Consider the following 26,305-nt stretch of genomic DNA (forward strand, 5'->3'; position numbering starts at 1 on the left):
TCCCCGTGCCCGTAGATACGTGTCGGGCCGCTCATAGCCACAGTCAGCGTCTTACATGCCCAAGTACTAAGCAGGTGTATGAGCGAACGCATGGCAGGGAAAGGCTCGCGCATGTCGCTCGACCTGTGGCATCCGAACTGCTGGGCAATCGAAGCGACGAGCGAATACGACGGCGGTATCCTCGCACACGCGATTTACGACGCTCCGACCGCAGGCGTCGAGCGGTCGAACGGGTTGTTCACCGCATACGGGGAATCGGTCGACGAAGTAGAGTTACTCCTCGACGTTATCGCCGACTCGGAACTCACAGGCGACGTCTTAGAGCTCCAAGAACGATTCGACTCCCGTGGGAAAAACGTCGCGCCCGGGCCGGTCGCACGCGAGTTCTTCTTGGAGTACGACCCGAGCGACATGATTTGTCCACAACTGCTCAAACAAGGGTTCGTCCACGGCGCGCCCACACAGATCGAAAACGGGCGAGAGCGGTGGGAGGTCTGGTTCGCGGGCGCGCGAGACGAGATACAAGACCGAATCCAAGCAGTCATGGACGACACCGGCGCGGAGATTCGCGTCGCCTCCATCTCCTCGGCCGAAGGTGCCGAACCGGAACGCGGGCGACGACTCGACACGCTCACCCGGAGTCAGCGACAGGCGTTCGAACTCGCACGCGAAGAGGGATACTACCGCTGGCCGCGTGAGATTTCGACCCGGGAACTCGCCGCCGAGTTGGACATCTCGAAGACGACGCTTCTGGAACACTTACGGAAGGCGGAATCGAAGTTGCTAGACCCGCAGTGACGTGTTTGCCCGGTTACCGTTTTAGAGTCCGGTGACCGCACGCAGGACAAACAGCGCGTTCTCCTTGCGCTCGCGCACGCGGCGGTAGAAGTACTGGAACCACTTGTCGCCGTAGGGGACGTACTGCCACATCTCGATATCGGCGTCGGCGAGGTCGCGCTGGGCGTCGTCGCGAACGCCCATGAGCATCTGTACTTCGTAGGGTGTGCCGTACTGGTCGTGCATGTCGCGAGCGTGTGCAATCATCGACGGGTCGTGACTGCCGACGGCGACGCCGTCGTCGAACTCCGTGAACATGTATTCGAGGAGGTCGCGGTACACCTCGTCCACTTTCGACTTCTGTTTGTGTGCGACCGACGCGGGTTCGTTGTACGCGCCCTTGACGAGACGGACCTTTCCGGGAACGTCAGCCAGTCGAGCGAGGTCGTCCGGCGTCCGCTTCAGATTCGCTTGCACGCAGACACCGACGTTGCCGTCGGTCCGGTGTCCAAGGTCGTCGACGGCGTCGAGAGTTACGTCAGTTGTCGTATAATCTTCCATGTCGACCCAGACGAACACGTCGTCGTCGGCCGCGGCGTCGACGATGCGGTCGAGGTTCTCGCGGAATGCAGTATCGCTCACGTCGAGTCCGATCTGTGAGGGCTTCACCGAGACGCATCCATCGAGGTTCGTCGCCCCGAGTTGTCGGACGAGACTGACGTACGCGTCGGCGTCGGCGTCAGCCTCTTGTCGATTAGAATAGTGTTCTCCCAGCAGGTTTAGTATCCCCGCGATACCGTCGTGGTTCAGCGACTCGACGTGCGAGACCGCACTGTCGGCCGTCTCACCCGCCACGAAATTATTCGCGATGGGGGGAATCATGCAACGCTCTTGTGTGAGTGCCGCCCTAAAAGGGAACCCTACCAAAAATTTCGTTCACAACTTCAGGAAATAATCATCCAAGTGGATCCACGGTCCGGCGGCTTTTGCACGCAGTCCGACTATGGACGGTTACAGGTATATGTATTACACTAGAAGAGGATTTTTTGCTATTTTACTGTGCAACGGCTCGCTTGGCGTTGTGAACAACACATTTCAAGACGATCTTGCATATATCTGGTTTATCTCGGTATCGCGTTAAGCGTCGGCGCGCGACCTCCAGAACAACCGAGTCTCACCGTGGATGCACGTCTACAGGTCTGAGACTACAGTTCCCCTGTTTCAAGAAATTGCCGGATTACCATATCTATGTTACGGGAATGTTTTACAATTGTCAGCGAACGCACTAATCTCTCGGTGAACGAACGCCAGTCGAGGAGGTAATCTATACAGTACCCTCTTCGGTAATTTCAGAGTGGCACCACCAGCCTCCGGACCCACTTGACGTCCGACGATGACAGGGACGTGTTAGCGACAGACGAAGCGGTCGTGGCGTAAGCGATGACGGTCCGCCGAATCGGTGTCTGGAGTGTGGCGTCTGCGACCGGCAGTGGATGGCACAGCGAATATCGGTGTACCGAGTGCGGGCCGGTGGACGCTGGAGTGAGAATCCGGTTGGATAAAAAACTGCTAATCGTCGGAGTCACGCGTTCAGTTCGGGTCCGGGGCCGTGATCGTCAACGTGTTCTCCATGCCAGTGACTGAATAACTCGTGCCCCCGTAATTGGGTCCGTACGAAGTCGAGTTACCGACTTCGATATTGACCGTCTCCCCAGGGTCCAGCCCCTCAACGTAGAAGCGAACCCACGACGTGACCTGTGAGGCTTTGCCTGTGCCCTCCCAATCCCACCAGCGGGTAATCGCGTCGCCACCACCGAATGCACTCGCGGCAATAGAACTCGCCACGACGCTCGCCGTAGGACCGAAGCCCCAGTAGGCTGTGGCGGCTGTCACCAGAGTACCGACGAGATCCTCCATTTCGCTATCATTCACGGTACTGTCTTCGACGTTCGTCCCTTGTGCTGTGATTCCCGTAAAATCGCCATCCTGGGGAGAAGAAAGGGCTGCGGAACTCGAAATGTCCCACTCGGTGTGGAATATCTGATCTCTCGGTTCCGGATCACCCGGGTCCACGTACTCACCGATTTGGGTGAATCCGGACACATCAACCACGGTGACATACTGGTCACCGTACAATGTGGGCTCCCAAACTTGTGCATGGTTCTCATGATTGATCTCGAAACCTTCCCAACTGTCGTAGACATGTCCGAGTTTCTCTTTATAAGCTGGGATAGCCTCATTAACAGGTGAAGCGGCAGCGGTCCCGCTCGAAGCGAGGATGCCACCGCCGAGTCCGATGACGCCACCGGTCATTTTCAGCATTTTCCGTCTAGACTGATCGCCTAACATCTTTTCGTCCATATAAATTTCACATCATAATTATATAGAATGTAAATCTTTCTGCAATTTAGACACTAACAGAATGATACTAATAAACCACCATACTACGGTTGGTTTCACGGTGTGACGGCTCGCTTGATGTTGTGTACGACACATTTCAAGACGATTTCTCGGAACTCACAAAACCACGTCCGCGCACGCACGGCGTCGCCCGTAAGGAAGGGCTGCAAGCCCGAATCGACGAGTTGTACGACCAGTTCCCTATCCTCGACGAAAAGCGGACCGCGAAGGCACGGACGCTCTCCGGCGGCCAACGGCAGGTGCTCGCGTTCGCCCGTGCGCTCGTCATGGAACCCGACGTGCTCCTCATCGACGAGCCTTCGGCGGGCCTCGCGCCTAACATCGTCCAGTCGGTGTTCGAAGACGTACAGAAAGTAAACGAACTCGGCACGGCGGTCCTGATGGTCGAACAGAACGCCCGTGAGGGCCTCGCCATCTCCGACCGCGGCTACGTCCTCGACCAGGGGACCGTTGCCTACGAGGGCGACGCCGATGGACTCCTCGACGACCCGGAAGTCTCGCGTCTCTACATGGGCGGCGCGGACTACGAGGGTGTCGAAGGGCAGTAATCGGGTAGGGTAGGATAGGGCAGGTAGGGCAGGTAGGGCAGGTAGGGAAGGCAGGGCAGAACAGGGCAGGGCAGGGATTCGCAGACGACCTGCCGACCTACATCGCGTGTTTTTCTATCTCGCCTTTGAGCGCCGCGGCGTCGAAGTCGTGGTCCGGGCGGATGTTGACGAAATCGAGGAAGTCGATGGCATCGAGGAGTTCGTCGGGTTCGTACGATTCGACCGCCGCTTCGACCGCCTGTTTTGCGCCAATGTGCGGTTCGAGCGCCGCCAATCCGCACGCGAGGTCGTACGACCGGGCATCGTGCATTCCTTCGTCGTTGACGTTCGTCGCGTCGATGAAGTAGATGCTATCGTCGCGGACGAGAACGTTCTCGGCTCGGAGGTCGCCGTGTGCGAGGTGGTTGTTGTGCATCCGCGCGAGCGCCGCAAAGAGGTCGGGCGCGAGCGAGACGACCTCGTCTCTCGGGGCGGTATCGAGTGTGTGGAAGTTCGGGAGGTACTCCAGGACGAGGACGCCGAGACCGTCGACTTCGAAGGCTTCGACGGGTGCGGGCGCGTTAAGCCCGATATCTCGGAGGTGTTTTGTCGCCTCTAACTCGTGTTTGGCCATCTGGAACGGCGTCCCGAAGTGTTCGAAAAAACCCTCAGTTCCGCTGGAGAACGCGCCGAGATTCCGCCCGGTGGTAAACAGCGCGTGAACGAGCGAGTTCTGTCGGGAGATGACCTTGACGAACCACTCGTTGTCGACGACCATCGGGGTAGAAAGCCAGTTGTCCGCCTCGAGAAACCGAATGTGGAGGCTGTCGCGGTCGTATCGACGCGCGAGTTCGCGAGCGACCGTCTCGAGACGCGGCCAGTCAACACGGCCGCGGACGAGCCGACGGAGGTCCATGGTCCCCGTATGTCGAGGGGTGGCTTAACCTCGTGGGCCTACTCCGAATCCTGTCGAACGGTCAACACCGGAGCCGACGAGCCGCGGACCACCCGCTCGGCGACGCTGCCGATGAGGTAGCGGTCGAGACCGCTCCGACCGTGGGTCCCCATTACCACGAGGTCGACCGCTTCATCGTCGGCGTGGCGAAGTATCTCACTGGCTGGTGTTCCCTCTGAGACGACAGTCTCGACTTCGACACCGGCCGCTTCTGCTCTCTCTGCGACTCGGTCGAGAACGCTGTTGCCGCTTTCGTGGAGGGCGTCTCGGACTCGTTCGAGAGAGATTGTCGGCGATGCGTGGCCGACCTCGCGGACATCCGCGACGTAGAGTACACGAAGCGACGCATCGTACATCTTGGCGTGTTCGAGCGCGTGGTCGAGCGCTGCGTCTGCGCACTCGCTTCCGTCGGTCGGAAAGAGGATTTGAGAGTACATACTAACACCACAGAACGCATCGGGAAAAGTGCTAGTTGCCCATTCTCACACACTGGGAGTTCCACGAGCAGTGTGAGACGGCGCTGCCGTCTCACTTGCCGTGCGGGCGACGCGGAAACCGCCCGCAGACTGCGACAAGCGTGGCGTCAGCGAGTCCTCAACTAGGCGTGGCGACTCGAATTCTACATGGTCGTTCGATTACTTTATGTCTCGGTCGCGGATACTTGGTCGCATGGACTTCGACCTCCCGGCCGAACACCGGATGATTCGCGATACCGTCCGTGAGTTCTGCGAAGAAGAGATTGCTCCCATCGCACAGGACATCGAGGACGAACACCGGTTCCCCGCGGAGATATTCGACCAGTTGGCCGACCTGGACGTGATGGGCGTCCCTATCGACGCCGAGTACGGTGGTCTCGGCGGCGACCAGTTGATGTACGCGCTCGTCGTCGAAGAACTCGGTCGCGTCTCGGGTGGCATCGGCCTGTCGTACGCCGCCCACGTCAGCCTCGCGTCGAAGCCGCTGGAGCTGTTCGGAACCGAAGCACAGAAAGAAGAATGGCTCACGCCGCTTGCGAGGGGCGAGCACATGGGTGGGTGGGCACTCACCGAACCCGGTTCCGGAAGCGACGCGAGCGACATGGATACAATCGCCGAGAAGGATGGCGACGGCTACGTTATCAACGGCACGAAGCAGTTCATCACGAACGCGAGCGTCGCTGGCTCGGTGCTCGTGAAAGCAGTCACCGACCCCGGCGCGGGCTACGACGGCATCTCGACGTTCATCGTCGACCCGAAGAACGACGACGGCTTCGAGGTGACCACCGAGTGGGACAAGATGGGTCTCAACTGCTCGCCGACGTGTGAACTCTCCTTCGACGACTGCTGGGTGTCCGAAGACCGACTTCTCGGCGAAGAAGGTGAGGGCTGGGAGCAGACGAAGAAGACGCTCGACGGCGGGCGAATCTCCATCGCTGCGCTGTCCGTCGGACTCGCACAGGGCGCATACGAACACGCCAAGGGATACGCCAAAGAACGCGAGCAGTTCGGCCAGCCGATTTCGAAGTTCGACGCTATCCGCGACAAACTCGTCTCGATGTACCGCAAGACCGAGCGCGCGCGCCTGCTTACGCACAAGGCGGCGACGCTGTACGACAACGGCGAGGATGTCAACCGCGAGTCCGCACTGGCGAAACTCGACGCCTCAGAGGCTGCCCGTGAAGTCTCCGAAGACGCGGTGCAGGTACTCGGTGGCTACGGCTACACCGAAGACTTCGCTCCCCAGCGGTTCTACCGCGACGCGAAACTGATGGAAATCGGCGAGGGGACGAGCGAGATTCAGCACCTCATCATCGGTCGCCAACTCGGACTCTAAGCTACGAGTCGTCGTTGGGAGAATCGGTAGCAGAATCAGTCCGAATCGTGCATCGCCGACAGTCGCGCGATGTACGAGAAACTCTGGATGTGGTCTTCTTCGGTCGGTGCGTTTTCGAAATCCTCGGGCACGGTAAACGAGAGGATTCGCTCGTGAATCGTGTCGTGAGGGTCGTCGCCAATCCAGCCGATATCCCGATAGTACGAGACCATCTCCATTGCCCCGCGGCCGCCGAGTCGTTCGACGAGATGGGTACACCAATCGAGGAGTATCTGCTCTGCGTGGGGAGTTCGCGGAATCGTTTCGAGGAACGGTTGCCCATCCGATGTGACCGCCGCAGTCGTTGCGAGCAACCGCTTCCGGGCGACATCGCTCCAAGCCCGGTCCGTCGGTTCGTCGGCCCAGTCGAACCGCGCATCGCTCCTACCGTCTGCGGGACGACGGCGCTCGGCAAAATCGTAGTGACGTGGGTCGCGCGGCATGCTACCCGTGCCTGTGCGTCCATCCGGATTAAGCGTTCGGGAGAAATATAGTTTATTGACATTTGTATCACCGGTTCAGTACCTATAACATGCCTATAGCTAGCTCCCGAAAATCACGCTAGATAACTCGACTGCTACCCTCGGAGTAGGGTATCTTGGGTCAATATACCATACAATCACTAGATTCTCGACACTGCTATCGGTTTTGATATTCGGGACGAACGGCTTAAGTCCCGAACCGAATAGACGTTTGATACCGCTCCGATGTGACATTCATCGGAAAGAACAGACGACGAGAGAGTCACACATGCGAATCACGACCAACTCATGACGGGCGCTGGACAGTCCCTGTACACGTACGCGCTGTTCGCGGCGGGAATCCTCACTGGTATCGTGACGCTCGTGGTTCTCGGTCGATTCCGTCTCTATTCGCGTCGCGTTCGAGTCCCGTTCGCACTGCTTTCGCTCTCCGGAAGCATCTGGTCGACAGCGTATGGATTCATGTTTCTCGCCCCGATTCCCGGCGCTGAGCTATTCTACGCACGCCTCGCATGGATTGGTGCTGCGGCGCTTCCGACCATCTGGCTCATCTTTGCGCTCGTCTACGCCGGAGACGACCAACTTCTCACCCGGCGGATGCTTGCGTTTCTCTCCGTAGAACCAGGGGTCGCAATTGCCCTTGCGCTCACGAACGAATCTCACGGCCTGCTCGCGTCTCCGACGGAGCTCTGGACGAGCACCGGCATAGAACTCACCAGTGTGCCCGGAACGGGACCGCTTCTCATCGCACATATTGTCTACGCGGCCGGTATCGGTATCACCGGCTTGAGCGTCATCGGAAAGACGTACCTTAGAACGTCTGGGGTTCATCGGCGACAGGCCGGGTTTCTCATCCTCGCGGGATTGGTTCCGCTCGTTGCGTTCGCGGGTGAGTTATTTTGGCGAGCAATGTGGGTCAACCCAGTTCCGATATCACTCGGTCTCAGTTCGATAATCGTTCTCTGGGCACTCTTTCAGTACCAACTGTTCGACATCACTCCTATTGCGCGGGATGCGATTCTCTCGGAGATGCGTGACGCAGTCGTCATTCTCGACGACCACAATCGGGTCGTCGAGTCGAACGGTGCCGCGTCGGATTTACTCACCCAACCAGTTTCCGAGTGTATCGGTCAGTCGATTCTCGAAGTCGTCCCAACTCCAACGGAAGTCAGAGCCGTACTTCATGGACGTGACAGGGCAGAGGCGGTCGTCGACGATGGAGGTGTCCGCCGATATTTCGAAGTCCGGTCAGAACCGCTCGGTGAGGAATCTCGCAACCGCGCGAGACTGCTCGTCTTCTACGACGTAACTGAGCGACGACGGACCGAAGAGGAGTTTCGAGCACTCATCGAGAATTCGAGGGACGTTATCACGGTCGTTGATGAGGATGGCGTTCGAAAGTACACGAGTCCGTCGATGACCGAAGTCCTGGGATATCCGACTGAGTCACTCGTCGGCGAGCGAGTGCTCAACTTGGTCCACCCCGACGACAGAGAACGGGTCAAAGAGCGCCTAGGCGAGGCCACAGACGGTGACGACCCCGTCCGGGCGGAGTTCAGAATCCGCCACAAAAACGGGACGTGGCGCCGCTTTGAGACGGTTGGAGTCAACCTACTGGACGACCCTGCCGTGAATGGAATTGTGCTGAACTCTCGGGACGTGACGAGTCGGTATCGGTACGAACAACGACTCAGAGTCCTGAACCGCGTCCTTCGACACGACCTCAGAAACGATATGAACGTCATTCTCGGACACGCAGACCTACTCCTCGAACAACGCATCCCAGCCGAGTCCAAAGATCACGCACGGACCATCAAGCGAAAAGCAACGTCGCTTGTCGAATTGGGCGAGCAGACGCGCCACATCGACACGACACTCAACCGTGGGTCGACCGGTCTCGAATCCATCGAGGTCGTTGGCCGAATCGAATCACAACTCGACAGCATCGAATCGGACTACCCGAGTGCTATCGTTCAACGAGACCTCCCCGACGAGATGTGGGTCTACGCTGACGACCTCGTCGAGTCGGCCATCAAGAACCTCATCGACAACGCCCTCGAACACAACGACCGCGTCATTCCCGAAGTCAGCGTTACCGTCGAACCGACAGCAACGTCGAGCGACTTCGTCGAGATTCACATCGCCGACAACGGTCCGGGTGTCCCAGATGCCGAAATTTCCGTCCTCGAATCGGGAATCGAGACGCCGCTGCAACACATCAGTGGACTCGGTCTCTGGTTGGTCCACTGGATTATCGACCGCTCTAACGGTCGGCTTCGTTTCGAAGAGAACGAACCTCGTGGAACCATTGCGACGATTGGACTCAGGAGAGCGGACCAGACGGTATCGGTCAGCGACGGCGGGACAGTAGAAAGCGAGACGGACTAACGCCGGAAAACTAGACGACACCGAACACCGGTCGACGTTCTTCTCGCCCTCGTTTCGGGGTTCTTTCTGTACTTCGAAAGTCGAACTCAGTATCTGTCGAGCAGTCGCTCTGCGATTCGGTAAGCACCCTCAGCAGCGGCGAGGTCGGGGTTGTCGGGGACGGTGAGGTCGACCTCGCGGTCGAGTTCCTCGCTCAGTCGCGTTTCGAGTTCGTCGACCAGCCCGGGGATACATGTCATCCCACCGGTGACGACGATTGGACGCGTCTGTGAGAGTTGGTAGGTCTTCATGTGAGCATTCGCCAACCGCGAGAAGAAGTCAGTCGTGAGTTCGTCAACGACGTCGTCGAGATAGCGGTCGACCGGACCCATGATGCTTCGATCGACGGTGAACTCGTGTGACCCCTCGTCGGGATGCTGAATCACGTCAGTGAATGCCTCGAACTCATTGAAGTCGGCATACCCTTCTTTGTACTCGCGCGCGGTGGCGTAGTCGATAGCCACTCTCCCGTCCGTCTCTTCTTTGATGACGTCGGCAACACGCTGGTCGACCTGGTCACCGGTTGCCGCCTCGGAGACAAACGGTGACAGTTGTTCGCCATGTCGGTATGCACACGCTTCGAGCGTTGTCGCACCGAGATTGATAGCGACAAATATCTCTTCGATGGCTTCCAGATTGTCGCCAATCGCCGGAATCGACGCACAGAGTGACTCCGGAAAGCCACGAACGAGCGTCTTTCCGATAGCGCTCTCCTCGATGACGGTGTTGAGGTTTGCGAGACCGACGTCGTCTCCGACGGTCGGAATCGCATACACGACGGCGCTCTCTTCGGGAAGGGCATATCCGTCGCACAGCTCGCCGAAGAATTGGTCCGTTAGCTCGGCGCTCTCGGCATCCTTCGGTAGGCCGGAGCGGAGCATGTACTCAGTTCGTTCTGGATACTGCCGGGCGGCCTCCTCGCCGTAGAGGACGCGCTCGTCTTTGGTGAGCGTATCTTCGTACGTTGCGAGACAAGAGAGCGTCCGAACCGTCTCTTGGTTCCCAGCATCGTCGTCGTACACGAGCGCGGTTCGGGTACTGCCGAGTTTGACACCAACAGGTGTCGGCATTCGGGCTGTATCCACCGCGTTCGAATGGGCGGGCTTGTTCGTCATACGGTACCAACTCGGCTCAGGTTCGACGGGCACGTCGTACGCGCAATCATTGGATACACACTCGTTTGTCGGGAGGAGAGACAGTCTTCGTATTCGAGACCCGATACCCTGCCGTCACACCATCGAGGCGAGACGAGCGACGTAAACCAGACTCAACAGGTGGTCGTCGACATCAAGCTCGGTCGGTTCGTCGACTTCCGCAGAGAATCCGAGCAGATAGTCACGGAGGGTCTGTTCAACGTCTTCGGTCAGCCAGTTGACCGTCTGGTAATACTGGAGAGCGTCCATCGCTCGCTTGAATCCACCCTTGAGTACGAGAAACTCGAGCCAATCGAAGACGACGCGTTCAGCGCCGTATTTGTCGGGAAGCGACCGGAGATACGGCTTTTCGACGCCGTCTTCCTCACCACGTGACTGGTGGATGAGTAAGTGCTCGAGTTGGCTCGAGCGGAGTGCCTCCGACGCCTCCTGTCGGTTTCGGTCGAAGAGTGGATTGTCGAAACGGAAGGGACTCCGGTCGTCAAACCGGGAATCACCGTTCCGTCGCGGTCGTGTCGTATCACGAGCGATGCGTCGAAGTTCGTCTGGGTCGTATTCGTCCGGGTCCAGGTACATGGGTCACCTCATTCAGGGACGGTACGATTCCCCCAAGTCCCCCGACTTGGGTTGAAAGCGCAAAGCGCTGTCCGTGGTGTCACACGCGAATATCGTACCGTTTCGGTGAGAAAATTCGAAGCAGACGATATAAAACTACCCGAGTCGTTATCAGTCATGATATCTTGGGGTGGCTGTGAGGCGTCTCAGACGCTGTTGATAGTCCACTCGAACAACGCGCGTGCGCGTGACAAATACTCCATGTGAGTTTTCGAACGTTCGGCGAACGAGCGTCCAAGAAAATCCAAAGAAACCCGAACGATTCAGAGTACGTGGTTGCCCGTCTTCGCGCTCCGAACGCGAAGGTCGCCAGTCTGTGCGTCGAGCTCTAACGACCGCCCGTGTGACCCACCGACATCTTCTGCGACGATGTCGATTTCGAATCGGCTGAGTGTCTCCCGAGTCGTTTCGACGTTCCGTTCACCGATACTTCCATCGCCGCTGGCCGAAGTGAACTCGAACATGGTACTCCCACCGGCTATCTTTGCAACTATTCGGTCGGTGTCAGCGCCGGCAGCCTGCATCTCTGAGAGCAACAACTCGATGCTGCTATCGGCGAACTTCGCTGGTTCGCCGCCAGGTTCAATCTCCGGAAGCATCGCGTGTGCCAGACCAGACACACCTGTGGCTGGATCGTAGAGTGCGACGCCGATACAGGAACCGAGTCCGCTCGTTGTCAACGTACTCTGGTCACTAGAGACGGCGTAATCGGCAATTCCAACCTTAATCCGCCCGGACTGGGGCGTGGGTGTATCCGTGGTGTAAACTTGCATTGCTGGGGTGCCTCTGCAGGGTTGTCACGCAGTGGGTGAAAGTTGCTCGAGAGCCTTGCGTAACTCGGTCTCGTCGGGGAGTGCGTAGATATCGCAGGTGAACTCGTCGTCGTTCGTGCGAATGGTCGAGTCGATAAGGAACGCGTACTCCTGTGACTGTGCGAGGTCGGTCGCAAGCGGGTCGATGATTGCGGAGCCGAGGTCGTGGACGTGCTTGGGCGGCGAGATGTCGATTGTCGTCTCGAGCGCGTTCGCCCAGCCATCGAGGAATCCGGAAGTGACGATGTTGCCAATCTCCTGGATTGCACTCTGTCGCATCGCTTCGTCGCCCTCCATACCCGGAAGGAGGCTACTTGCGATGTTCTCCGCGGACGGTTCGTCGAACAGAATTGCGATGTACCCGCTCGGGGTTCCGCTAAATTCGAGGACGACGCCACGCCGGACGGCATCCGTCAACGACATCGGAACGCCCTCGATAGGGACGAAACTCAGTCGACTCACTTCCACGGTCGTGTCGACACCCGTCATGGAAGTGATGTCGGCCGACGCCTGATTGGCACCGTCGTTGATCATCTCGGAGAAGGCGGCGAACGATTCTACCGGGAGTGCATCGTTGTCTCCGCTGGCTTCGACGATGGTACCGATAGCTTCCGGGGTGGGTACCATGTACAGGTCGAACTCGATTGCGTTATCCGCCGCTTCGAGCTGATTCCGGAAGACGAGGACGTGTTCGTCGTTGCCGCTGTGTTCGAACCCACCTGCCTCGATATCCTTGAGCGGACCCTCGTTGTCGTCGTCGACGTACGTCGGTGTCGTGATATCGACAGACGTGTTGAGGTGATCCGCCCATCCGTCGATGAAACCACCGAGCATGATGTTAGCGACCTCTTTGAGGCTGCTCGCTGCGAGTTCGCCGTCGGCATCGGTAGCATCGATACCAGGCATCAGCGCGTCGACCAACCGCTCGGCGGATTCCGGTGAGAACGCCAGTACGGTGCGACCATCGAGACCGCCACTGAAGCCGATATGGACGCTCACGAGGTCGCGTTCGGCGAACTCGTTTTCGACATCGGTCTTCGTTCCCAGTTCGACTTTGGTGACGTTGACGTACGTGTCGATTCCCGCGAGCGTAGTCAACGAGCCTGCCGCCTTCTCGGCACCCGAGTGGGCGAGGCGACTGAACGTGCGAAGCGACCGTACGTCGAGATTCATGCCTCTGCCTGAATGACGTCAGCGATAGCTTGGAGCACGTTGGGCTTCTGGAACGGCTTCGTGATGTAGCCGTCCGCACCCGCCTCGACCGCCTCGCGCATTTTCTCTTCTTGTCCCACCGACGTACACATGATAACCGACGCGCCGGAGTCCAGTGACTTGATTTCGGACGTTGCTTCGATGCCGTTTCGAATCGGCATGACAACGTCCATCGTCACGACATCGGGGTCGAGCTCACGGTAGAGCTCGACCGCCTCGACGCCGTTTTCGGCTTCGCCGACGACTTCGTGTTCGCCCTCGAGGAGTTGCTTGAGGAGGTTCCGCATGAACGCAGAGTCGTCCACGACCAGTACCTTGCTTGCCATACCTCCAAATTTCCGAAAATCACACTATAAACCCTTCCACCCCATTATCAAGGATGATACGAATGTGCATGTCGGAACGGAGAAATAAAACGGTGGTTCACCCGACGAATACTGCGGTTGATAGGGGGTTATCCGCCCGGATACCGCAAAATCGTTGAATCGGTTTATGTCCGACGCTGAGGGGGAAACGACGCTCCCGACTCTTCGACGGCATCGAGGAGTTGGCCGATTGAGTCGTCGCGGCCGAGTCCGTGAGCGGTTGCGAGTGCTTCGATAGCCCGGCCGGGGTACGTGACGCGGACTTCGGAGGCCAAAAGCAAGATTCCCAGCACCTCGTCGGACGGTGTGTCGTTGTTTCCGACGGCGTCTGCGTACCACTCTAACAGCGAGTGAAACACCTCCGTCACATCGTTCGAAACCGTCTCGTGTTGGTCGACTGTCCCGTCGACGAGCGCAGTGGCAACTAGTGCATGGTCGGAGCGAATCGCACCGACACGCTCGGCGAGTAGTCGGCGCGCAACGATAGCGCGTTTTCGTGGATCTTTCGGAAGGACGAGCTCAGATTGTGTTTTCGGTTCGCTCGTTTCATCATTATTCTGAGTTGTCCGTTCTGAACTGGGCGTCTCGGGGTTCTCACCGGTCGCTCCTTCGTCCGGATGTGACGGCTTATTGTCGCCCGTCGAGATGACGTACCGTCCGGAGTCGATTTCGGCGACGTTCTCGTCGTGACTGATATCGAGGTCCTCTGTCCCGACCACTCCCTGGTCTCGTGGGTGGCTGTTTGGACGCTCGTCGTCGTCGTCGTCCATCGCCGGATGCTCGGTGGGACGGCATATAATCCCATCGCCAGCGTACCGTTCAGTACACTGAACTCACTACAATTACTGAGAATGTGCCAAATATATAACCAACACATTGACAAGCCGTGCGGACCGATAAATTTCCATCTATGGAGTCTGACAGGACCCTCTCCGCACTGGGAAACGAGTACAACCCTGATATCCTCCGTGCTGCGGACGAACCACACTCGGCACAGGAGTTCAGTGAGATGTTAGACATCCCTATCGCGACCTGTTATCGCCGAATTGAAGAATTGACAGCAGCGGGACTTCTCGAACTTCACGACCGGGTTCTATCCGACGAGCACCGCCGAACAAACGTCTACCGTCGTGAGGTTGACGAGATTGTCGTCCGATTCGAGGACGACGACTACACAGTGAGTGTGACCGAACGGCCGGAAGTGAAGAACAAACTCGACGACGTCTGGCGGAAGATTACGCAGGACTGAGCCGCCTCGACTCCGTATCCTTTTCTTACGTTTTCTGAAACAATAGCCTTCGCTCTCTCGCGTGAGCGCACAAAGAATTTTACATATCGACGTACCGACACCGAGATATCATTCTTGATATTGAGGTCCGTACCGTTATGTAGCACCTGCTCAAGATGACGAATGACGGTTCCCGCTCTCGCCGAGCGAGGGACCATACACCCACGACAACCCATGTTCAAAAACATCAACGAAGACCGGGGTCAGGTCGGTATCGGGACCCTCATCGTCTTCATTGCGATGGTTCTGGTCGCCGCAATTGCGGCGGGCGTTCTGGTCAATACTGCAGGGTTCCTGCAGGCGACCGCACAAGACGCTGGACAGGAAAGTGTAAACAAGGTCACGAACCGCCTCGACGTCGTCTCTACGCACGGTATCGTCAACGATACCGGAAGTGAGCTGACAGTCGACAGCATCAACCTCACTGTTCGTCTCGCGGCCGGTTCAGGCAGTGTTTCGCTCGAAGATACGAGCATCAAGTACCTGAGTGGCGAGACTGCGCAGAACCTCGTCTACAACAACGCAACGACGGACGCCAACGGTGCGGACCTCGGCAACGTGAGCAAGTGGAAGTCCGGCGGCGGCGATGCTGGCCTTAACTCCACCGAGTTCACGGCTCACATGCTCGAAGACGGCGAGGACACCTCGTTCCCCGTCCTGAACAACCAGGCAGACCGCTACGAGATCATCATCAACACCTCCGTCGTCGAACAGAACGGCAAGGGTATCACGACCGGCGACACCGTGAAGCTCGACATCACGAGCCGCTCCGGTGGTTCGACGCAGGTTATCCTGACGATGCCCCAGCAGCTTGCTGGCAAATCGGACAACAACCCAGTTGCCCTGTAGAGTGATTCAAATGTTTAACAAATTCAACAGCGAAGACCGCGGTCAGGTTGGTATCGGTACGCTCATCGTCTTCATCGCGATGGTCCTCGTCGCAGCGATTGCGGCGGGTGTCCTCGTGAACACCGCTGGATTCCTCCAGGCGACGGCTGAAGACGCCGGTCAAGAGAGTGTGAACAAGGTCACGAACCGTGTCGAAGTGCTGAACACGCACGGAACGGTTGGTGCCGAAAGCGACATCGACAACATCACGATGACAGTTCGTCTCGCAGCAGGTTCCAGCAGCGTTGACCTGAACGAGACCTCCATCAAGTACCTCAGTGATACGAAGGTCACGACGCTGACCAACAGCTCCAAGAGCCTCAAGTGGGCCAACGAGTCGAAGTTCAACCTCACGACGGTCACCGACGACGACGGGTCCTTCGGTGTCCTCAACAGCATGAACGACCGCTACGAGATCCGCATCAACACCTCTGACATCGAAGACCCCGCTAGTACGCCTCTCGGCGGCGGTCTCTCGACTGGTGAGAAGGTCACCCTCGAAATTACCTCCCGTACTGGTGGCACGACGCAGGTCATCCTGACGATGCCGCAGCAACTCGCCGGCAAGACGCAGGGCGAACCGGTCGAGCTGTAACGGGACTCTTCAACTTTCAACGATTTTCATTTTATCTAACCCATACACTGAGCGGCAGCACTGTGTCGGCGGTGCGATGGTGTGATTGGTGTGGATGGGTCAAGAGGATTCAACGTTCGCAGCCAGAGGCAGACAACACGACACAGAACCGAGTCCGTGCTACGAACCGGAGCCAGTTTCCGGTATCCAATTCGGAGTCGACGCAGTTCGATTACTCTCGACGGCGTTGCTACGCATCGGGCTGAAACCGAAGAAAAAGGACGTCGGCCGGTTAGGTTACTCTGTCTCTTCGCCGAACCACGGCGGCGACTCGCCGACCATCGAAAATCCGGCAGCTTGTTCGTATATCTTGATACCGCCGTGAGAGATTTCCAGAGGGAACATCGAGTTCTTGATGCTCTGTTTACGCATCTTTGCGACCCAGATGTACCGGTTGCTCGTCGCGCCCGCCGGACTCTGGATAAGGTAGATGTTCCCGTCAGTCAGGAAGTTCTCGAGACCGATGTCGGTCTCCGGGAAGATAGCCGACTGTTCGGTCGTCAACAGCGACGTAAGGCCGCTGTCTTTCAGGATGTCGATGAACTTCAGGAGGTACTGCCGTTGTTCCTTCTCGTCGTCGAAGAAGAGTTGGAACATCGTAAGCGAGTCGAGGACGAGGCGGTCGTAGTTGGTGTCTTGGAGGTCACCGAGGATACGGTCGAGTGTCGTCGAGAAGTCGCCGTCGCGGAGGAGCGTCCGCTTGTCGTATACTTTGATCTGACCAGACTCCACGTACTCGTGCCAGCGGTCGAAGCCGATAGACTCCGCTGCCTGACGAATGTCGTCTTCTGTCTCTTCGAAGGTGAGGTACAATCCACCTTCGTCGAACTGGTCGACGCCGTTGTAGAGGTACTGCAACCCGAGGATACTCTTCCCCGTACCGGGGTTGCCGCTGATGAGTACCGCGGCGTTCTTTACGATACCGCCATTCAGGATGGAATCGAGCCCTTCGACACCGGTCTTGACTAGTTCTGTCATGATTTGGTTGAAGCGAGTATTGACTGTCGGACGACCATCGGTGCTGACGCCGGATAATTCTTCTTACCGCCGCTACGGCCTCGTCTGACTTTTATTACAGGGTCCATTAATGAAAATTCCGAACTTTACAAATATCTTCTCTGATAACGGGACGGGAACTTTCTTGTATCGACTTACGTACCTTGCACTAATGTTACCTGCTCCCCCGAGTCTGTCGAACCATCCCGGCCGGCCCGACACTCGGACGGGTGACAGGCAGTCGCTCGAACAGGTTACCCCGCGAGCAGTACGGAGGTGCTCACACCGGGCATGATGGAATGGATGAACGGTTCAGATGTGGCAGATGCCGGGAACGAAACGGACAGCAAAAGATAACATATGTCATCAGACGATGGACTTGGATTCGAGGAGGGTGTCGACGACCTCTCCGACGAGTTTGGTGACTTCGGCGACGACCTCGACGACGGATTCGACGACGACGGCTTCGGCGGATTCGACGACGATAACAGCGAGGAACTCGCAGAGCTCGAGGATCGAATCGGCGAACTCGAGAACGAAGTAAGCGCCATCTCGTCGGGGATGAACACCGTCCGCGAAGAGAACAAACAGATTGGTGCGACCGTCGAAGCGCTCGACGACACGATTCGGAAACTACTCGACATCTACGAGATGGTTACTCGCGGTATCAACCCGTTCGTCGATGACGCCCGTGAGATGGGCGGTCTCGACGGCGGCGGTTCGTTTGGTCTCTTCGAGGCGGAAGCCGAAGACGAAGAACATCTCGACCCCGAAGTGGCGAACGCTGAGGCCGAGTCGTTCTTCGACGACGACTTCGGCGAGCTCGACGCCGAAGCGGGCGAAGAGGAAGCCGAACTCGCCGCAGAAGACGAACTCGCCGAAGCCGAACGTGAGAGTCCAGCGGAGGCGCTGGACGACATGGACGATGCCGACGACGACGACGAGCCCGACGAGGGTAGCGCCGGCGGCGCGAGCTTCGACGACCTCAAAGAACAGTACGAAGAAGACGACGGCTGGGACGAAGAAGAGGAAGAACTGGCCGACGAGGACTTGGACGAAGGTCTTGACGAGGACCTCGAAGCAACTGAGGAACTCGACACCGAAGACGAGGAGGAAGATGAACTCCTCGAGGAGTCCGAAGACCTCGACGAGCTGGAGCCCGACCTCGAAGACGAGTTCGAGGACGAAGAGCCGGACGCGGCGGAGGAGTCGGACGACGATGAATCCGACGAGCCAGAAAACGTCAGAAAGACGCTCGACGAGTTGGAAGCCGAGTACGCCTCCGCGGCGATGGCGAAAGAGGAGTTGGCCGACGAGCCCGAATCGACGGCCGACGACACTGAGCAGTCAGCTGACTCGACTGGTGACGATGTGGCGTCCGACGCCTACCTCACGCACTTGCCGTCGAACTACGTCTCGGAAGTGCTCGTCCTCGAATGGGCCGAACATCTCGTCACCGTCGGTGGTGCGCTCGGTGCATCCCGCGCACTCCGCCAGTATCGGGAGCAGGACTGGATATCGCGCAGCGTCGAGAGTGAACTGAACGCTCACGTGGGACAGATTTCGGCGTCGGTGGACGACGTAGACGACTCCGAACTTCGTATCGACGACCACCAAACGAGCCTCGCATACGTCAGTCGACTCGCCGAAGGCGTTCCAGAGGGACAACTGTTCAAGGAGTTGGTCGCCTACGGAGGGAACCTCGATGGGATTCGGTGTTAGTGGTTCGACCGCCATCATCTTCCTCGGCGTCCTCATCGCAACGGGGACGCTTTACACAGCGACATCTAACGCGACGGAGAACGTGCTCGAAGCTCAAGACGCCGATGCAGAACAAGCGCTTGAACGGACGAACACTGAAATCTCCATTGCGGAGGCGTCCTACGATTCAGGGACGTCCAATCTCAAAGTGAACGTGACGAACAACGGCTCAGAGACGCTCTCTGTGAACGAAACGACGTTGTTGGTCGACAACGCGCACGTGAACGTTCCCAACGAGAAATCGGCCGTCGAAGACGACACCACAACCGATCTGTGGTTCGCCGGTGAGAATCTCACGATTGAGGTCGGCTTCGACTCCGCGCCCTCCCGGGTGAAGGTCGTCACCGGAACCGGCGTCGCCGCGACCGGGGAGGTGAGCTAGATGGCAGACATCTCCGTTCCGAGTCTCATCCTGTTCATCGCCAGCATCGTGGTTGCCGCAGGCGTATCCGGCGTCCTTATCGACACCGTCACCGGTATCAGCAGTTCACTCGACGACCGCGGTGGAGACGTGAGTTCAGAGATTAGAACGGACATCGAAGTCATAAGCGACCCGCAAGGTGGTGTTTACGACGACGCGAACAACAACCTCTCCGTGTACGTCAAAAACACCGGGTTGCGGACGCTCCCCGCGACGAGCGATGGCTTCGATATTATCGTCGATGCACAGTATCAAAGCAGCGTCACTGTCACTGTCGTTGACGGAACGGAGTGGCGACCGAGCAACGTCGTCAGAGTCGACGTTACTAATCTCGACCTTAGCTCGGGCGACCACCGGATAAAAATCGTCGTCGACGGTGACGAAGAGGTGTTCGAATTCAACGTACAATGAGCAGTCAATTCTCTCTCGGACTATCGGGGCACGACCGTCTCGAAAAGGAACTCGGTGGTGGCATCCCGAAGGGTGCCATCGTCCTCATCGAAGGGGACTACGGGGCCGGAAAGAGCGTGCTATCGCAGCGATTCAGCTACGGTTTCTGCGAGGAGGAAACGGTGGTAACGCTCGTCTCGACGGAGTTGGGCGTCCGCGGGTTCCTCGACCAGATGCACTCGCTGTCGTACGACATCGTCAAACCCCTGCTGGACGAACAAATCCTGTTCTTACAGGCCGAAATCGACAGCAGTGGTGCGCTCTCCGGAGGCAGTAGTAGCCAAAAAGAGCGCAAACAGCTCCTCCGTCGCTTGATGGATGCAGAAACCCTGTGGGACGCCGATGTCATCATCATCGACACGTTCGACGCTATCCTGCGTAACGACCCGCAGTTCGAAGCATTGGTTCGGCAAAACGATGAACGGCAGGCGGCTCTCGAAATCATCTCGTTCTTCCGCGAGTTGACGACGAAGGGCAAGACCATCATCATCACCGTCGACCCGTCATCGGTTGACGAGGGTTCTATCGGTCCGTTCCGGTCGATTGCTGACGTGTATTTCGAACTGGAGATGGTCGAGGTCGGAAACGACGTTCGCCGGAACATCTTCGTGAAACGATTCGCGGGAATGGGCCAACAGGTCGGTGACCGGGTCGGTTTCTCCGTCCGGTCTGGGATTGGACTCGTTATCGAGTCGAGGAGTGTGGCATAGATGGCGACCGAACACGGCTCTGCCAGATTGTCGGACGACCTCAAGCGCCTCGCGATGCAGTGGCCGCACCTGCGGGACCACCTCAAGCGGTTCCGACAGATCACGGGTGAGTTCCCGATGCTCGTCGACGAGCCCGGCGACTACGAGTCCCGGCGTCCCAACATCATCTACCCCCTTGGCGGCCCCGTGTTCTGCCAGATATACGGCAACTTCGGCGAGACGACCAAGTACTACACCATCGAACCCGAGATGGACGACGAGGAACTCGAGGTGTTCGGCCGGGTGAAGGACAAACTGCTCGAACGAAGTGTCTCGAAGCCGGCACCCGAAGAAAGCGCCGACTACGAAGAGCGCATCGAGGAACTCCTCGCAGAAATCGTCCACATCGAAGGCGAAGACCGCGGCCCTCTCGGGTCCGTAGCAAAACGGCTCGATGTTGCTGGCATCGAGGTGCCACAGCAGACCTACGACAAAATCAAGTATCGGTTAGTTCGCGACATCGTCGGACTCGGCCCGCTCGAACCCATCATGCGCGACCCGGAGAACGAGGACATTCACGTTATCGGTCCTCGGCAGGTCGACGTCGACCACGGGACCTTCGGATTGCTGGAGACGAGCGTCGAGTTCGACGACGAAGAGCAGTTCGACAACTGGCTTCGCAACATGGGTGAGCGTATCGGAGACCCAGTTTCCGACGCACACCCCATCGTCGACTCGACCCTCCCCGACGGGTCGCGTATCAACATCATTTACTCCGACGACGTGTCGCTCAAGGGGTCATCGCTGACTATCCGTCAGGGTGACGACGTGCCGCTTTCTATCTTCCAGATTACGAAATGGGGCACGCTCTCGCCCGAGTTGGCAGCGTACCTCTGGATTGCGCTGGAAAACGAGCGAACGATATTCGTTGTCGGTGAGACGGCGTCCGGGAAGACGACGACGCTCAACGCGATTCTCTCGTTTATCCCGCAGGATTCGAAGATATACACCGCAGAGGACACCGCGGAAGTGTTGCCGCCGCACGACACGTGGCAGCAACTGCTCACGCGTGAAGGACGTGGCTCCGACTCCGAAGTCGACATGTTCGACCTCGTGGCGGCCGCGCTTCGTTCACGTCCTGACTACATCATCGTCGGGGAGGTTCGTGGTGAAGAAGGTCGTATGGCATTCCAGGCGGCGCAGACGGGTCACCCCGTCATGCTCACGTTCCACGCATCCGACATCGTTTCGATGATTCAGCGTTTCACGGGTGACCCCATCAACGTCCCCGAGACGTTCATGGACAACTGCGACATCGCACTGTTCCAGAACCGTGTCCGTCGTGGCAACGATATCCTGCGCCGGGTGACGAGTGTGCAGGAAATCGAAGGCTACTCGAAGGAGATGGGCGGTGTCGTCACGCGTGAGGCGTTCTACTGGGACCCCGTCAACGACGAAATCGTGTTCCAGGGGATGAACAACTCCTTCATCATGGAACAGAAGGTCGCAACCCTGCTCGGGTACGACGACACGCGGAAGATTTACGACGACATCCAGTTCCGCGCTGAACTCGTCCGTCGGGCGATTCAGGAAAACGTCCTCGGCTACCACGAGGTGAACGAACTCATCGAGGACTACCAGCGCGACGGCGTCGAAGGACTGCCGTTCGACATGGCGAGGGTGTGACGAAATGTCAGGAGAAACGAACACGACGGTACAAGCGGTTCAGGTTCGTGACTTCATCAGCGAAGTCATCGAGTCCTACGAGAAGATGCCGATGGAGCTATCGCGGTACCTCCTTTTGGTCCTCGGCCCGGCCATCGTGTTCTTTCTCCTCTGTATCGCCGGAGCGATTGCACTCCCGCTTCCGCTTCTCGTCCGCATTCCCGTGTTCCTCCTCGGTTCGCTGCTGCTTGGCGGTGCCGTGCTCTACCCGCGGCTTCTCGTGGAGCAGACGAGACGCAGTCTGGAGAACCAGATACACCTCCTCATCACCCACATGACGGTTCTCTCGACGACGAACATCGACCGCGTTGCCGTGTTTCGCACCCTCGCGCGCGAAGAAGAATATGGTGAGTTGGCAACGGAGATGAACCGAATCGTCCAACTCGTCGACGCGTGGAATCAGTCGCTCGACGACGCCTGCCAGCGCCGCGCACGAGAAGTGCCTTCGAAACCGCTCGCGGACTTCCTCGACCGGCTTGCGTACTCCATCAACGCCGGTCAGAGCATCGACGACTTCCTGCTCGGCGAGCAGAACGCGATGATTCAAAAGTACATCACCGTCTACGAGAGTGCTCTTGGGAACCTCGAGGTCATGAAAGACCTCTATCTCTCGATGATTCTGTCGATGACGTTCGCCATCATCAACGCCATCGTCCTCCCAATCCTGACGGGGACGGACGCGACGATGACCATCGGGGCAGTCATCGTGCTCTTCGTCTTCGTCCAACTGGGGTTCTACTTCGTCATCCGGACGATGTCACCGTACGACCCGCTTTGGTACCACCAGCGGGAGTACCGGACGAAGGCCAACCGGCAGATAGACATCACGCTGTACGGAGCGGTTGGACTCTCTACCGCCATGATTATCGTGCTCGCACTGGGAACGTTCAACCTGACTGTCGTCGGTGAAATCGTCCGCCCAATCATGCTCGACCTCCCGGTTCCGCTTCTCATTTCGACCCCGCTGACCCCGCTTGCGGTCCCTGGCATCGTCGCCCGGCGTCACGAGAAACGCATCGGCGAGCGCGACGAGGAGTACCCCGGATTTATCCGCGCGCTCGGTGCCTCCGAGACGGCGAAACAGAGTACGACGACCGCCGTGCTTGCGACGCTGAAGACGAAGGACTTCGGTGTTCTCTCGCGGGAAATCGCCCGGTTGCACACGAGACTCCGGATGCGTCTCGACCCCGACCGGTCGTGGTTCTTCTTTACCGCCGAGACGAACTCGTATCTCGTCCAGAAGTTCTCCGAGATGTACAACGTCGGCCGGTCGATGGGTGGTAAGCCGAAACTCCTCGGAGAGCTCATCAGTCGGAACATGAACGAAATCATCAAGCTTCGTCGGCAGCGCAAGCAGTCGACGGTTACGCTCATCGGGGTTCTCTACGGTATCACGGCGTCCGCGTCGTTCGCGTTCTTCATCGGGCTCGAAGTCGTCGAAATCCTCGCGTCGTTTTCGACCGAGATGAACCTCGACAGCCTTCAGTTCGGGACGCTCATCTACGCCGGCGTCTACGACGTGCCCTTCATCGAGTACATGCTCACGCTTATCATCCTGTTCAACGCCCTCCTGTCCTCGTTGATGATTCGGATGGTCGACGGGGGCCACAAAGCAAACGCGTATCTCCACTTCGTGATGCTCGTCTGGGTTGGCTCCCTGATGGCAGTCGCAACCTCGTCGCTCGCAGGAGCGCTGATTAGTATATGACGGAAGACGGAACACAGACCCAAGATTCGACGCGTGGACAGTCTGGCAAACAGACCGCCAATGAGGCGCGTGCTCGCGCACCAGAAGGAGGTGACGTTGCCAAGAGTGACCTCCTGCAAGCGTACCGTCGGCAGAAATCGGAACCCGAGGGTGAGCGCGAGAAAAAAGAGCGGGAGCGTTCAAAGAAACAGCAGTCAAAGAAACTCGGCAACAACGAGTCGATTGTCGTCGACTTCGTCGCCAACTTCGTTGCTGGCGGAAACGCCTCCTTCGAACCTGTCAAGGGACGCGTCCTGATGAGTCAACGCCGACTCATCCTCGCCACGTCGAAGGGGAAGACGAACATCCCCATCACCTCTATCTTCGACATCGCAGTCGGGCAGGTTCCGCCCGAAGTCGAGGAGTTCTTCGACTACACGGTGATGGTGGGCTACATTACCGGGCGTCAGCGCCGGACGACCGTCATCGGCGGTGACCGCGAGACAATCGAGAAGTTCTCGCTGTTGTTGTTCCGCGCGGCACTCAACGGCTCGCGCGCACAGGTCACCCACCCGGCGCGTATCGGTGGTCGCGTCCTCGACACGCCGCGTCAGCCATCCGGTCTCCACCTCGACTACGAAGCGGTCACGTTCCCCGACGACGACGGTCCGCTCACCGAGAACGGCGAGCCCTTCCACATCGACTTGGCGAGCGTCATCTTCTTCGAGGTTCTCGAACGGACTATCGACGACGAAACGCGTCTCGTGCTCTCGGTGCAACACGTCAAACAGGGTCAGACGGTTACCTCCGAAATCACGCTCGATTCCCGCCGTAAGATGAACATCCTCGGGCGCTACCTCCGCCTCGTCTACCACTGGATAAAATCGGAGGTGCGGAACGTGGAGCTTACCGAACAGCGCCTCGAAGTGCTCGTCGGTCTCTACTCCACCGGGGAGATGGCCGCAGACGTAGACTTCAGCGAGCTGCTCGGCGTCGAAGAAGAGGTTCTCGATGCGGAGGTCGAAGAGCTTCACGAGGAGGGCCTCATCGAGGACGAGGAGTTGCCCACCGCGCTTACGCCGCAAGGTCGGTTCGTGGTAAACGAAGAAATCGAAGACGTGAACGTCTGATTCGAGGAACCGTCGCCGGACAGTCTGTGTCGAACCTCCGTCTGTGTTTCTCCGGGGAACGGTATTCCGCAGTATCCAACCCCCGTAGCAGGCAGTTTCTTATAGCGCCCGAATCCACTCAGAGGCTACACAGTGGCCACATTCCAGAGACCAATCTCAGAATCCGATTATCTCATTGTCGGCTGACCGTGGTTCAGTCAGCAGTGCGACTCCTGGCTGCGTTCAGTTGCCGGGGCACGCTCGGTAATATAATCGTTCGGTTCAGGCGCACCGATAACACTCTCGCAGAAGCGCGTCCGTCACCGCACTATCCGCCGAAAAGACGCTACTGCTCGTTGATAGCGTCCGATGCGATACTGCGGCCACGAGCGTTGAGTTGAACTTCGTGTCGCACGCGAATCTCTTCGACGACGTTGTGGTCGATGAGTCGCTGAAAGAGTTCCTCGACTTCGTCTACGTCGAGTCCGAGGAAATTGGGGATGTCGAACGGCGAGACCCCGGAGTAGAGCGCCGTGAGAACCTGCTTGTCGGTTTCACTCAGCTCTATCGACGTCTCGGAGAGTTCCTCACCTTCGCGCAAGAGCGTATACAGGAAACTAATCGCCCGCTCCGACCCGGAGATATACGTCTGCAGACTCGTTCCCTCGTCGTCGGAGTGTTCGACCTCGATGACGCTTCGTTCCTTGTCGATGATTGTCCGTTCGCCCGTCTTCACGTCGCCGATGTCGTCGAGCCGAATCTCGACGAACTTGCCGCCGACGGTCGCCATACTCACGGCCTCCTCTTCGACTTTCAGCCGGGTTTTCTCCCACTCGGTGTTCTGTACGACACCACCGGCGACCGCGGGGTGACGAGCAAGGAATTGCTCCGAGTTGAGAAGCGCGCCGAAGAAGTCGGTCTCGAACTCTTCGTAATCGACCGGAGCGAGGAGAACGACGCCCGAGGGGATGTGGACGCTGAAGTAGTCCGAAACGGTCGCAATCCGCTGGTTAACGTCGTACCGGCCTCCGAATTTCTTAATCTGAGGCAGCATTATCG

General features: G+C 58.2%; 25 protein-coding genes and 3 pseudogenes. 14 read left to right on the forward strand and 14 right to left on the reverse strand.

What is annotated here, in order from left to right:
- Positions 1-78 precede the first annotated feature (78 nt).
- Positions 79-798, forward strand: coding sequence for a helix-turn-helix domain-containing protein (locus tag QT222_RS21560; protein WP_491478329.1), 720 nt, complete (start codon positions 79-81; stop codon positions 796-798).
- Positions 799-819: 21 nt separating this feature from the next.
- On the opposite strand, the gene QT222_RS21565 is transcribed toward QT222_RS21560, so the two are convergent.
- The 3 genes and pseudogenes from QT222_RS21565 to QT222_RS21575 form a co-directional block, all read right to left on the reverse strand.
- Positions 820-1,659: a proline dehydrogenase family protein gene (locus tag QT222_RS21565; protein ID WP_491478330.1), complete on the reverse strand. Its 840-nt coding sequence runs from the start codon at positions 1,657-1,659 to the stop codon at positions 820-822.
- Between the two features lie 708 nt (positions 1,660-2,367).
- Positions 2,368-3,138 carry a hypothetical protein gene (locus tag QT222_RS21570; protein WP_491478331.1) on the reverse strand — a complete coding sequence of 257 codons (771 nt, stop codon included), beginning with the start codon at positions 3,136-3,138 and terminating at the stop codon, positions 2,368-2,370.
- 95 nt (positions 3,139-3,233) lie between these two features.
- Positions 3,234-3,329 (reverse strand): annotated as a pseudogene (locus tag QT222_RS21575) (IS5/IS1182 family transposase); the annotation flags it as partial.
- Here QT222_RS21575 and QT222_RS21580 point away from each other — a divergent pair.
- Positions 3,312-3,746 (forward strand): annotated as a pseudogene (locus QT222_RS21580) (ATP-binding cassette domain-containing protein); the annotation flags it as partial. The pseudogenes QT222_RS21575 and QT222_RS21580 sit on opposite strands and share 18 nt — an antisense overlap.
- A gap of 97 nt (positions 3,747-3,843) precedes the next feature.
- Here QT222_RS21580 and QT222_RS21585 read toward each other — a convergent pair.
- The gene (locus QT222_RS21585; RefSeq protein WP_491478332.1) at positions 3,844-4,641 is read right to left on the reverse strand and encodes an RIO1 family regulatory kinase/ATPase domain-containing protein; all 798 of its coding nucleotides are present in this window, start codon (positions 4,639-4,641) and stop codon (positions 3,844-3,846) included.
- A gap of 38 nt (positions 4,642-4,679) precedes the next feature.
- Positions 4,680-5,117: a universal stress protein gene (locus QT222_RS21590; protein WP_004572467.1), complete on the reverse strand. Its 438-nt coding sequence runs from the start codon at positions 5,115-5,117 to the stop codon at positions 4,680-4,682.
- A 232-nt stretch (positions 5,118-5,349) separates the two neighbouring features.
- Here QT222_RS21590 and QT222_RS21595 point away from each other — a divergent pair, with 232 nt between their 5' ends.
- Entirely contained in the window at positions 5,350-6,492 is a 1,143-nt protein-coding gene (locus tag QT222_RS21595) for an acyl-CoA dehydrogenase family protein (RefSeq protein ID WP_491478333.1), read from the forward strand.
- Positions 6,493-6,527: 35 nt separating this feature from the next.
- On the opposite strand, the gene QT222_RS21600 is transcribed toward QT222_RS21595, so the two are convergent.
- Positions 6,528-6,974 carry a FlaD/FlaE family flagellar protein gene (locus QT222_RS21600; protein ID WP_004572465.1) on the reverse strand — a complete coding sequence of 149 codons (447 nt, stop codon included), beginning with the start codon at positions 6,972-6,974 and terminating at the stop codon, positions 6,528-6,530.
- Positions 6,975-7,301: 327 nt separating this feature from the next.
- Between QT222_RS21600 and QT222_RS21605 the strand changes: the two genes are divergently transcribed.
- Complete coding sequence (locus tag QT222_RS21605; RefSeq protein WP_004572464.1) at positions 7,302-9,401, forward strand: histidine kinase N-terminal 7TM domain-containing protein; 2,100 nt, start codon at positions 7,302-7,304, stop codon at positions 9,399-9,401.
- A gap of 86 nt (positions 9,402-9,487) precedes the next feature.
- On the opposite strand, the gene QT222_RS21610 is transcribed toward QT222_RS21605, so the two are convergent.
- From QT222_RS21610 to QT222_RS21635, 6 genes are all read right to left on the reverse strand, one after another.
- Positions 9,488-10,555, reverse strand: a complete 1,068-nt coding sequence (locus QT222_RS21610; RefSeq protein WP_004572463.1) for an actin-like salactin — start codon at positions 10,553-10,555, stop codon at positions 9,488-9,490.
- A 114-nt stretch (positions 10,556-10,669) separates the two neighbouring features.
- Positions 10,670-11,170: a FlaD/FlaE family flagellar protein gene (locus tag QT222_RS21615; RefSeq protein ID WP_004572462.1), complete on the reverse strand. Its 501-nt coding sequence runs from the start codon at positions 11,168-11,170 to the stop codon at positions 10,670-10,672.
- Between the two features lie 302 nt (positions 11,171-11,472).
- The gene (locus QT222_RS21620; RefSeq protein ID WP_004572461.1) at positions 11,473-11,982 is read right to left on the reverse strand and encodes a chemotaxis protein CheD; all 510 of its coding nucleotides are present in this window, start codon (positions 11,980-11,982) and stop codon (positions 11,473-11,475) included.
- Positions 11,983-12,006: 24 nt separating this feature from the next.
- A complete protein-coding gene (locus tag QT222_RS21625) occupies positions 12,007-13,194 on the reverse strand; it encodes a chemotaxis protein CheC (RefSeq protein ID WP_004572460.1) in 1,188 nt (395 codons plus the stop codon).
- Complete coding sequence (gene cheY, locus QT222_RS21630) at positions 13,191-13,559, reverse strand: chemotaxis protein CheY (protein WP_004572459.1); 369 nt, start codon at positions 13,557-13,559, stop codon at positions 13,191-13,193. The genes QT222_RS21625 and cheY overlap by 4 nt, the downstream gene beginning before the upstream one ends.
- Before the next feature lie 164 nt (positions 13,560-13,723).
- Positions 13,724-14,368: a DUF7500 family protein gene (locus tag QT222_RS21635; protein WP_004572458.1), complete on the reverse strand. Its 645-nt coding sequence runs from the start codon at positions 14,366-14,368 to the stop codon at positions 13,724-13,726.
- Between the two features lie 140 nt (positions 14,369-14,508).
- Here QT222_RS21635 and QT222_RS21640 point away from each other — a divergent pair, with 140 nt between their 5' ends.
- The 3 genes from QT222_RS21640 to QT222_RS21650 all read left to right on the forward strand — a co-directional run bounded on the left by QT222_RS21640 (position 14,509) and on the right by QT222_RS21650 (position 16,369).
- Positions 14,509-14,847, forward strand: a complete 339-nt coding sequence (locus tag QT222_RS21640) for an ArsR/SmtB family transcription factor (RefSeq protein ID WP_004572457.1) — start codon at positions 14,509-14,511, stop codon at positions 14,845-14,847.
- Positions 14,848-15,060: 213 nt separating this feature from the next.
- Positions 15,061-15,735 carry a flagellin gene (locus QT222_RS21645; protein ID WP_491478334.1) on the forward strand — a complete coding sequence of 225 codons (675 nt, stop codon included), beginning with the start codon at positions 15,061-15,063 and terminating at the stop codon, positions 15,733-15,735.
- Positions 15,736-15,745: 10 nt separating this feature from the next.
- Positions 15,746-16,369 (forward strand): flagellin, encoded by a 624-nt coding sequence (locus QT222_RS21650; protein WP_491478335.1) that lies wholly within the window; start codon positions 15,746-15,748, stop codon positions 16,367-16,369.
- Between the two features lie 276 nt (positions 16,370-16,645).
- Here QT222_RS21650 and QT222_RS21655 read toward each other — a convergent pair whose 3' ends face one another.
- Positions 16,646-17,386, reverse strand: a complete 741-nt coding sequence (locus tag QT222_RS21655) for an RAD55 family ATPase (RefSeq protein ID WP_004572454.1) — start codon at positions 17,384-17,386, stop codon at positions 16,646-16,648.
- A gap of 294 nt (positions 17,387-17,680) precedes the next feature.
- Here QT222_RS21655 and QT222_RS21660 point away from each other — a divergent pair.
- The 7 genes and pseudogenes from QT222_RS21660 to QT222_RS21690 all read left to right on the forward strand — a co-directional run bounded on the left by QT222_RS21660 (position 17,681) and on the right by QT222_RS21690 (position 25,267).
- A pseudogene (locus QT222_RS21660) lies at positions 17,681-19,126 on the forward strand (flagella accessory protein C).
- Entirely contained in the window at positions 19,110-19,547 is a 438-nt protein-coding gene (arlF, locus tag QT222_RS21665) for an archaellum stator protein ArlF (protein WP_491478336.1), read from the forward strand. Before QT222_RS21660 ends, arlF begins: the two are co-directional and overlap by 17 nt.
- A complete protein-coding gene (arlG, locus tag QT222_RS21670) occupies positions 19,548-19,997 on the forward strand; it encodes an archaellum stator protein ArlG (protein WP_004572451.1) in 450 nt (149 codons plus the stop codon).
- Positions 19,994-20,746 (forward strand): archaellum protein ArlH, encoded by a 753-nt coding sequence (gene arlH / locus QT222_RS21675; RefSeq protein ID WP_004572450.1) that lies wholly within the window; start codon positions 19,994-19,996, stop codon positions 20,744-20,746. The genes arlG and arlH overlap by 4 nt, the downstream gene beginning before the upstream one ends.
- Complete coding sequence (flaI, locus tag QT222_RS21680; protein ID WP_004572449.1) at positions 20,747-22,411, forward strand: archaellum flagellar ATPase motor FlaI; 1,665 nt, start codon at positions 20,747-20,749, stop codon at positions 22,409-22,411.
- A 4-nt stretch (positions 22,412-22,415) separates the two neighbouring features.
- A complete protein-coding gene (gene arlJ / locus QT222_RS21685) occupies positions 22,416-24,158 on the forward strand; it encodes an archaellar assembly protein ArlJ/FlaJ (protein WP_004572448.1) in 1,743 nt (580 codons plus the stop codon).
- Positions 24,155-25,267, forward strand: coding sequence for a CheF family chemotaxis protein (locus QT222_RS21690; RefSeq protein WP_491478337.1), 1,113 nt, complete (start codon positions 24,155-24,157; stop codon positions 25,265-25,267). The genes arlJ and QT222_RS21690 overlap by 4 nt, the downstream gene beginning before the upstream one ends.
- 325 nt (positions 25,268-25,592) lie before the next feature.
- Here QT222_RS21690 and QT222_RS21695 read toward each other — a convergent pair.
- On the reverse strand, positions 25,593-26,305 hold a 713-nt coding region (locus QT222_RS21695; RefSeq protein WP_491478338.1), incomplete at its 5' end, for a CheF family chemotaxis protein.

Source organism: Haloferax sp. s1, from assembly GCF_058382125.1.

Excerpts from the sequence above, each read along its gene's own strand:
- QT222_RS21615 (WP_004572462.1), bottom strand. The coding sequence starts at position 11,170 with ATGTACCTGGACCCGGACGAATACGACCCAGACGAACTTCGACGCATC.
- QT222_RS21655 (WP_004572454.1), bottom strand. The coding sequence starts at position 17,386 with ATGACAGAACTAGTCAAGACCGGTGTCGAAGGGCTCGATTCCATCCTG.
- QT222_RS21645 (WP_491478334.1), top strand. The coding sequence starts at position 15,061 with ATGTTCAAAAACATCAACGAAGACCGGGGTCAGGTCGGTATCGGGACC.
- QT222_RS21635 (WP_004572458.1), bottom strand. The coding sequence starts at position 14,368 with ATGGACGACGACGACGACGAGCGTCCAAACAGCCACCCACGAGACCAG.
- QT222_RS21595 (WP_491478333.1), top strand. The coding sequence starts at position 5,350 with ATGGACTTCGACCTCCCGGCCGAACACCGGATGATTCGCGATACCGTC.
- QT222_RS21605 (WP_004572464.1), top strand. The coding sequence starts at position 7,302 with ATGACGGGCGCTGGACAGTCCCTGTACACGTACGCGCTGTTCGCGGCG.
- QT222_RS21560 (WP_491478329.1), top strand. The coding sequence starts at position 79 with ATGAGCGAACGCATGGCAGGGAAAGGCTCGCGCATGTCGCTCGACCTG.
- arlG (WP_004572451.1), top strand. The coding sequence starts at position 19,548 with ATGGCAGACATCTCCGTTCCGAGTCTCATCCTGTTCATCGCCAGCATC.
- QT222_RS21600 (WP_004572465.1), bottom strand. The coding sequence starts at position 6,974 with ATGCCGCGCGACCCACGTCACTACGATTTTGCCGAGCGCCGTCGTCCC.
- QT222_RS21625 (WP_004572460.1), bottom strand. The coding sequence starts at position 13,194 with ATGAATCTCGACGTACGGTCGCTTCGCACGTTCAGTCGCCTCGCCCAC.
- QT222_RS21620 (WP_004572461.1), bottom strand. The coding sequence starts at position 11,982 with ATGCAAGTTTACACCACGGATACACCCACGCCCCAGTCCGGGCGGATT.
- QT222_RS21565 (WP_491478330.1), bottom strand. The coding sequence starts at position 1,659 with ATGATTCCCCCCATCGCGAATAATTTCGTGGCGGGTGAGACGGCCGAC.
- flaI (WP_004572449.1), top strand. The coding sequence starts at position 20,747 with ATGGCGACCGAACACGGCTCTGCCAGATTGTCGGACGACCTCAAGCGC.
- QT222_RS21570 (WP_491478331.1), bottom strand. The coding sequence starts at position 3,138 with ATGGACGAAAAGATGTTAGGCGATCAGTCTAGACGGAAAATGCTGAAA.
- arlH (WP_004572450.1), top strand. The coding sequence starts at position 19,994 with ATGAGCAGTCAATTCTCTCTCGGACTATCGGGGCACGACCGTCTCGAA.
- QT222_RS21690 (WP_491478337.1), top strand. The coding sequence starts at position 24,155 with ATGACGGAAGACGGAACACAGACCCAAGATTCGACGCGTGGACAGTCT.
- QT222_RS21610 (WP_004572463.1), bottom strand. The coding sequence starts at position 10,555 with ATGACGAACAAGCCCGCCCATTCGAACGCGGTGGATACAGCCCGAATG.
- QT222_RS21585 (WP_491478332.1), bottom strand. The coding sequence starts at position 4,641 with ATGGACCTCCGTCGGCTCGTCCGCGGCCGTGTTGACTGGCCGCGTCTC.
- QT222_RS21590 (WP_004572467.1), bottom strand. The coding sequence starts at position 5,117 with ATGTACTCTCAAATCCTCTTTCCGACCGACGGAAGCGAGTGCGCAGAC.
- QT222_RS21650 (WP_491478335.1), top strand. The coding sequence starts at position 15,746 with ATGTTTAACAAATTCAACAGCGAAGACCGCGGTCAGGTTGGTATCGGT.
- arlF (WP_491478336.1), top strand. The coding sequence starts at position 19,110 with ATGGGATTCGGTGTTAGTGGTTCGACCGCCATCATCTTCCTCGGCGTC.
- cheY (WP_004572459.1), bottom strand. The coding sequence starts at position 13,559 with ATGGCAAGCAAGGTACTGGTCGTGGACGACTCTGCGTTCATGCGGAAC.
- arlJ (WP_004572448.1), top strand. The coding sequence starts at position 22,416 with ATGTCAGGAGAAACGAACACGACGGTACAAGCGGTTCAGGTTCGTGAC.
- QT222_RS21640 (WP_004572457.1), top strand. The coding sequence starts at position 14,509 with ATGGAGTCTGACAGGACCCTCTCCGCACTGGGAAACGAGTACAACCCT.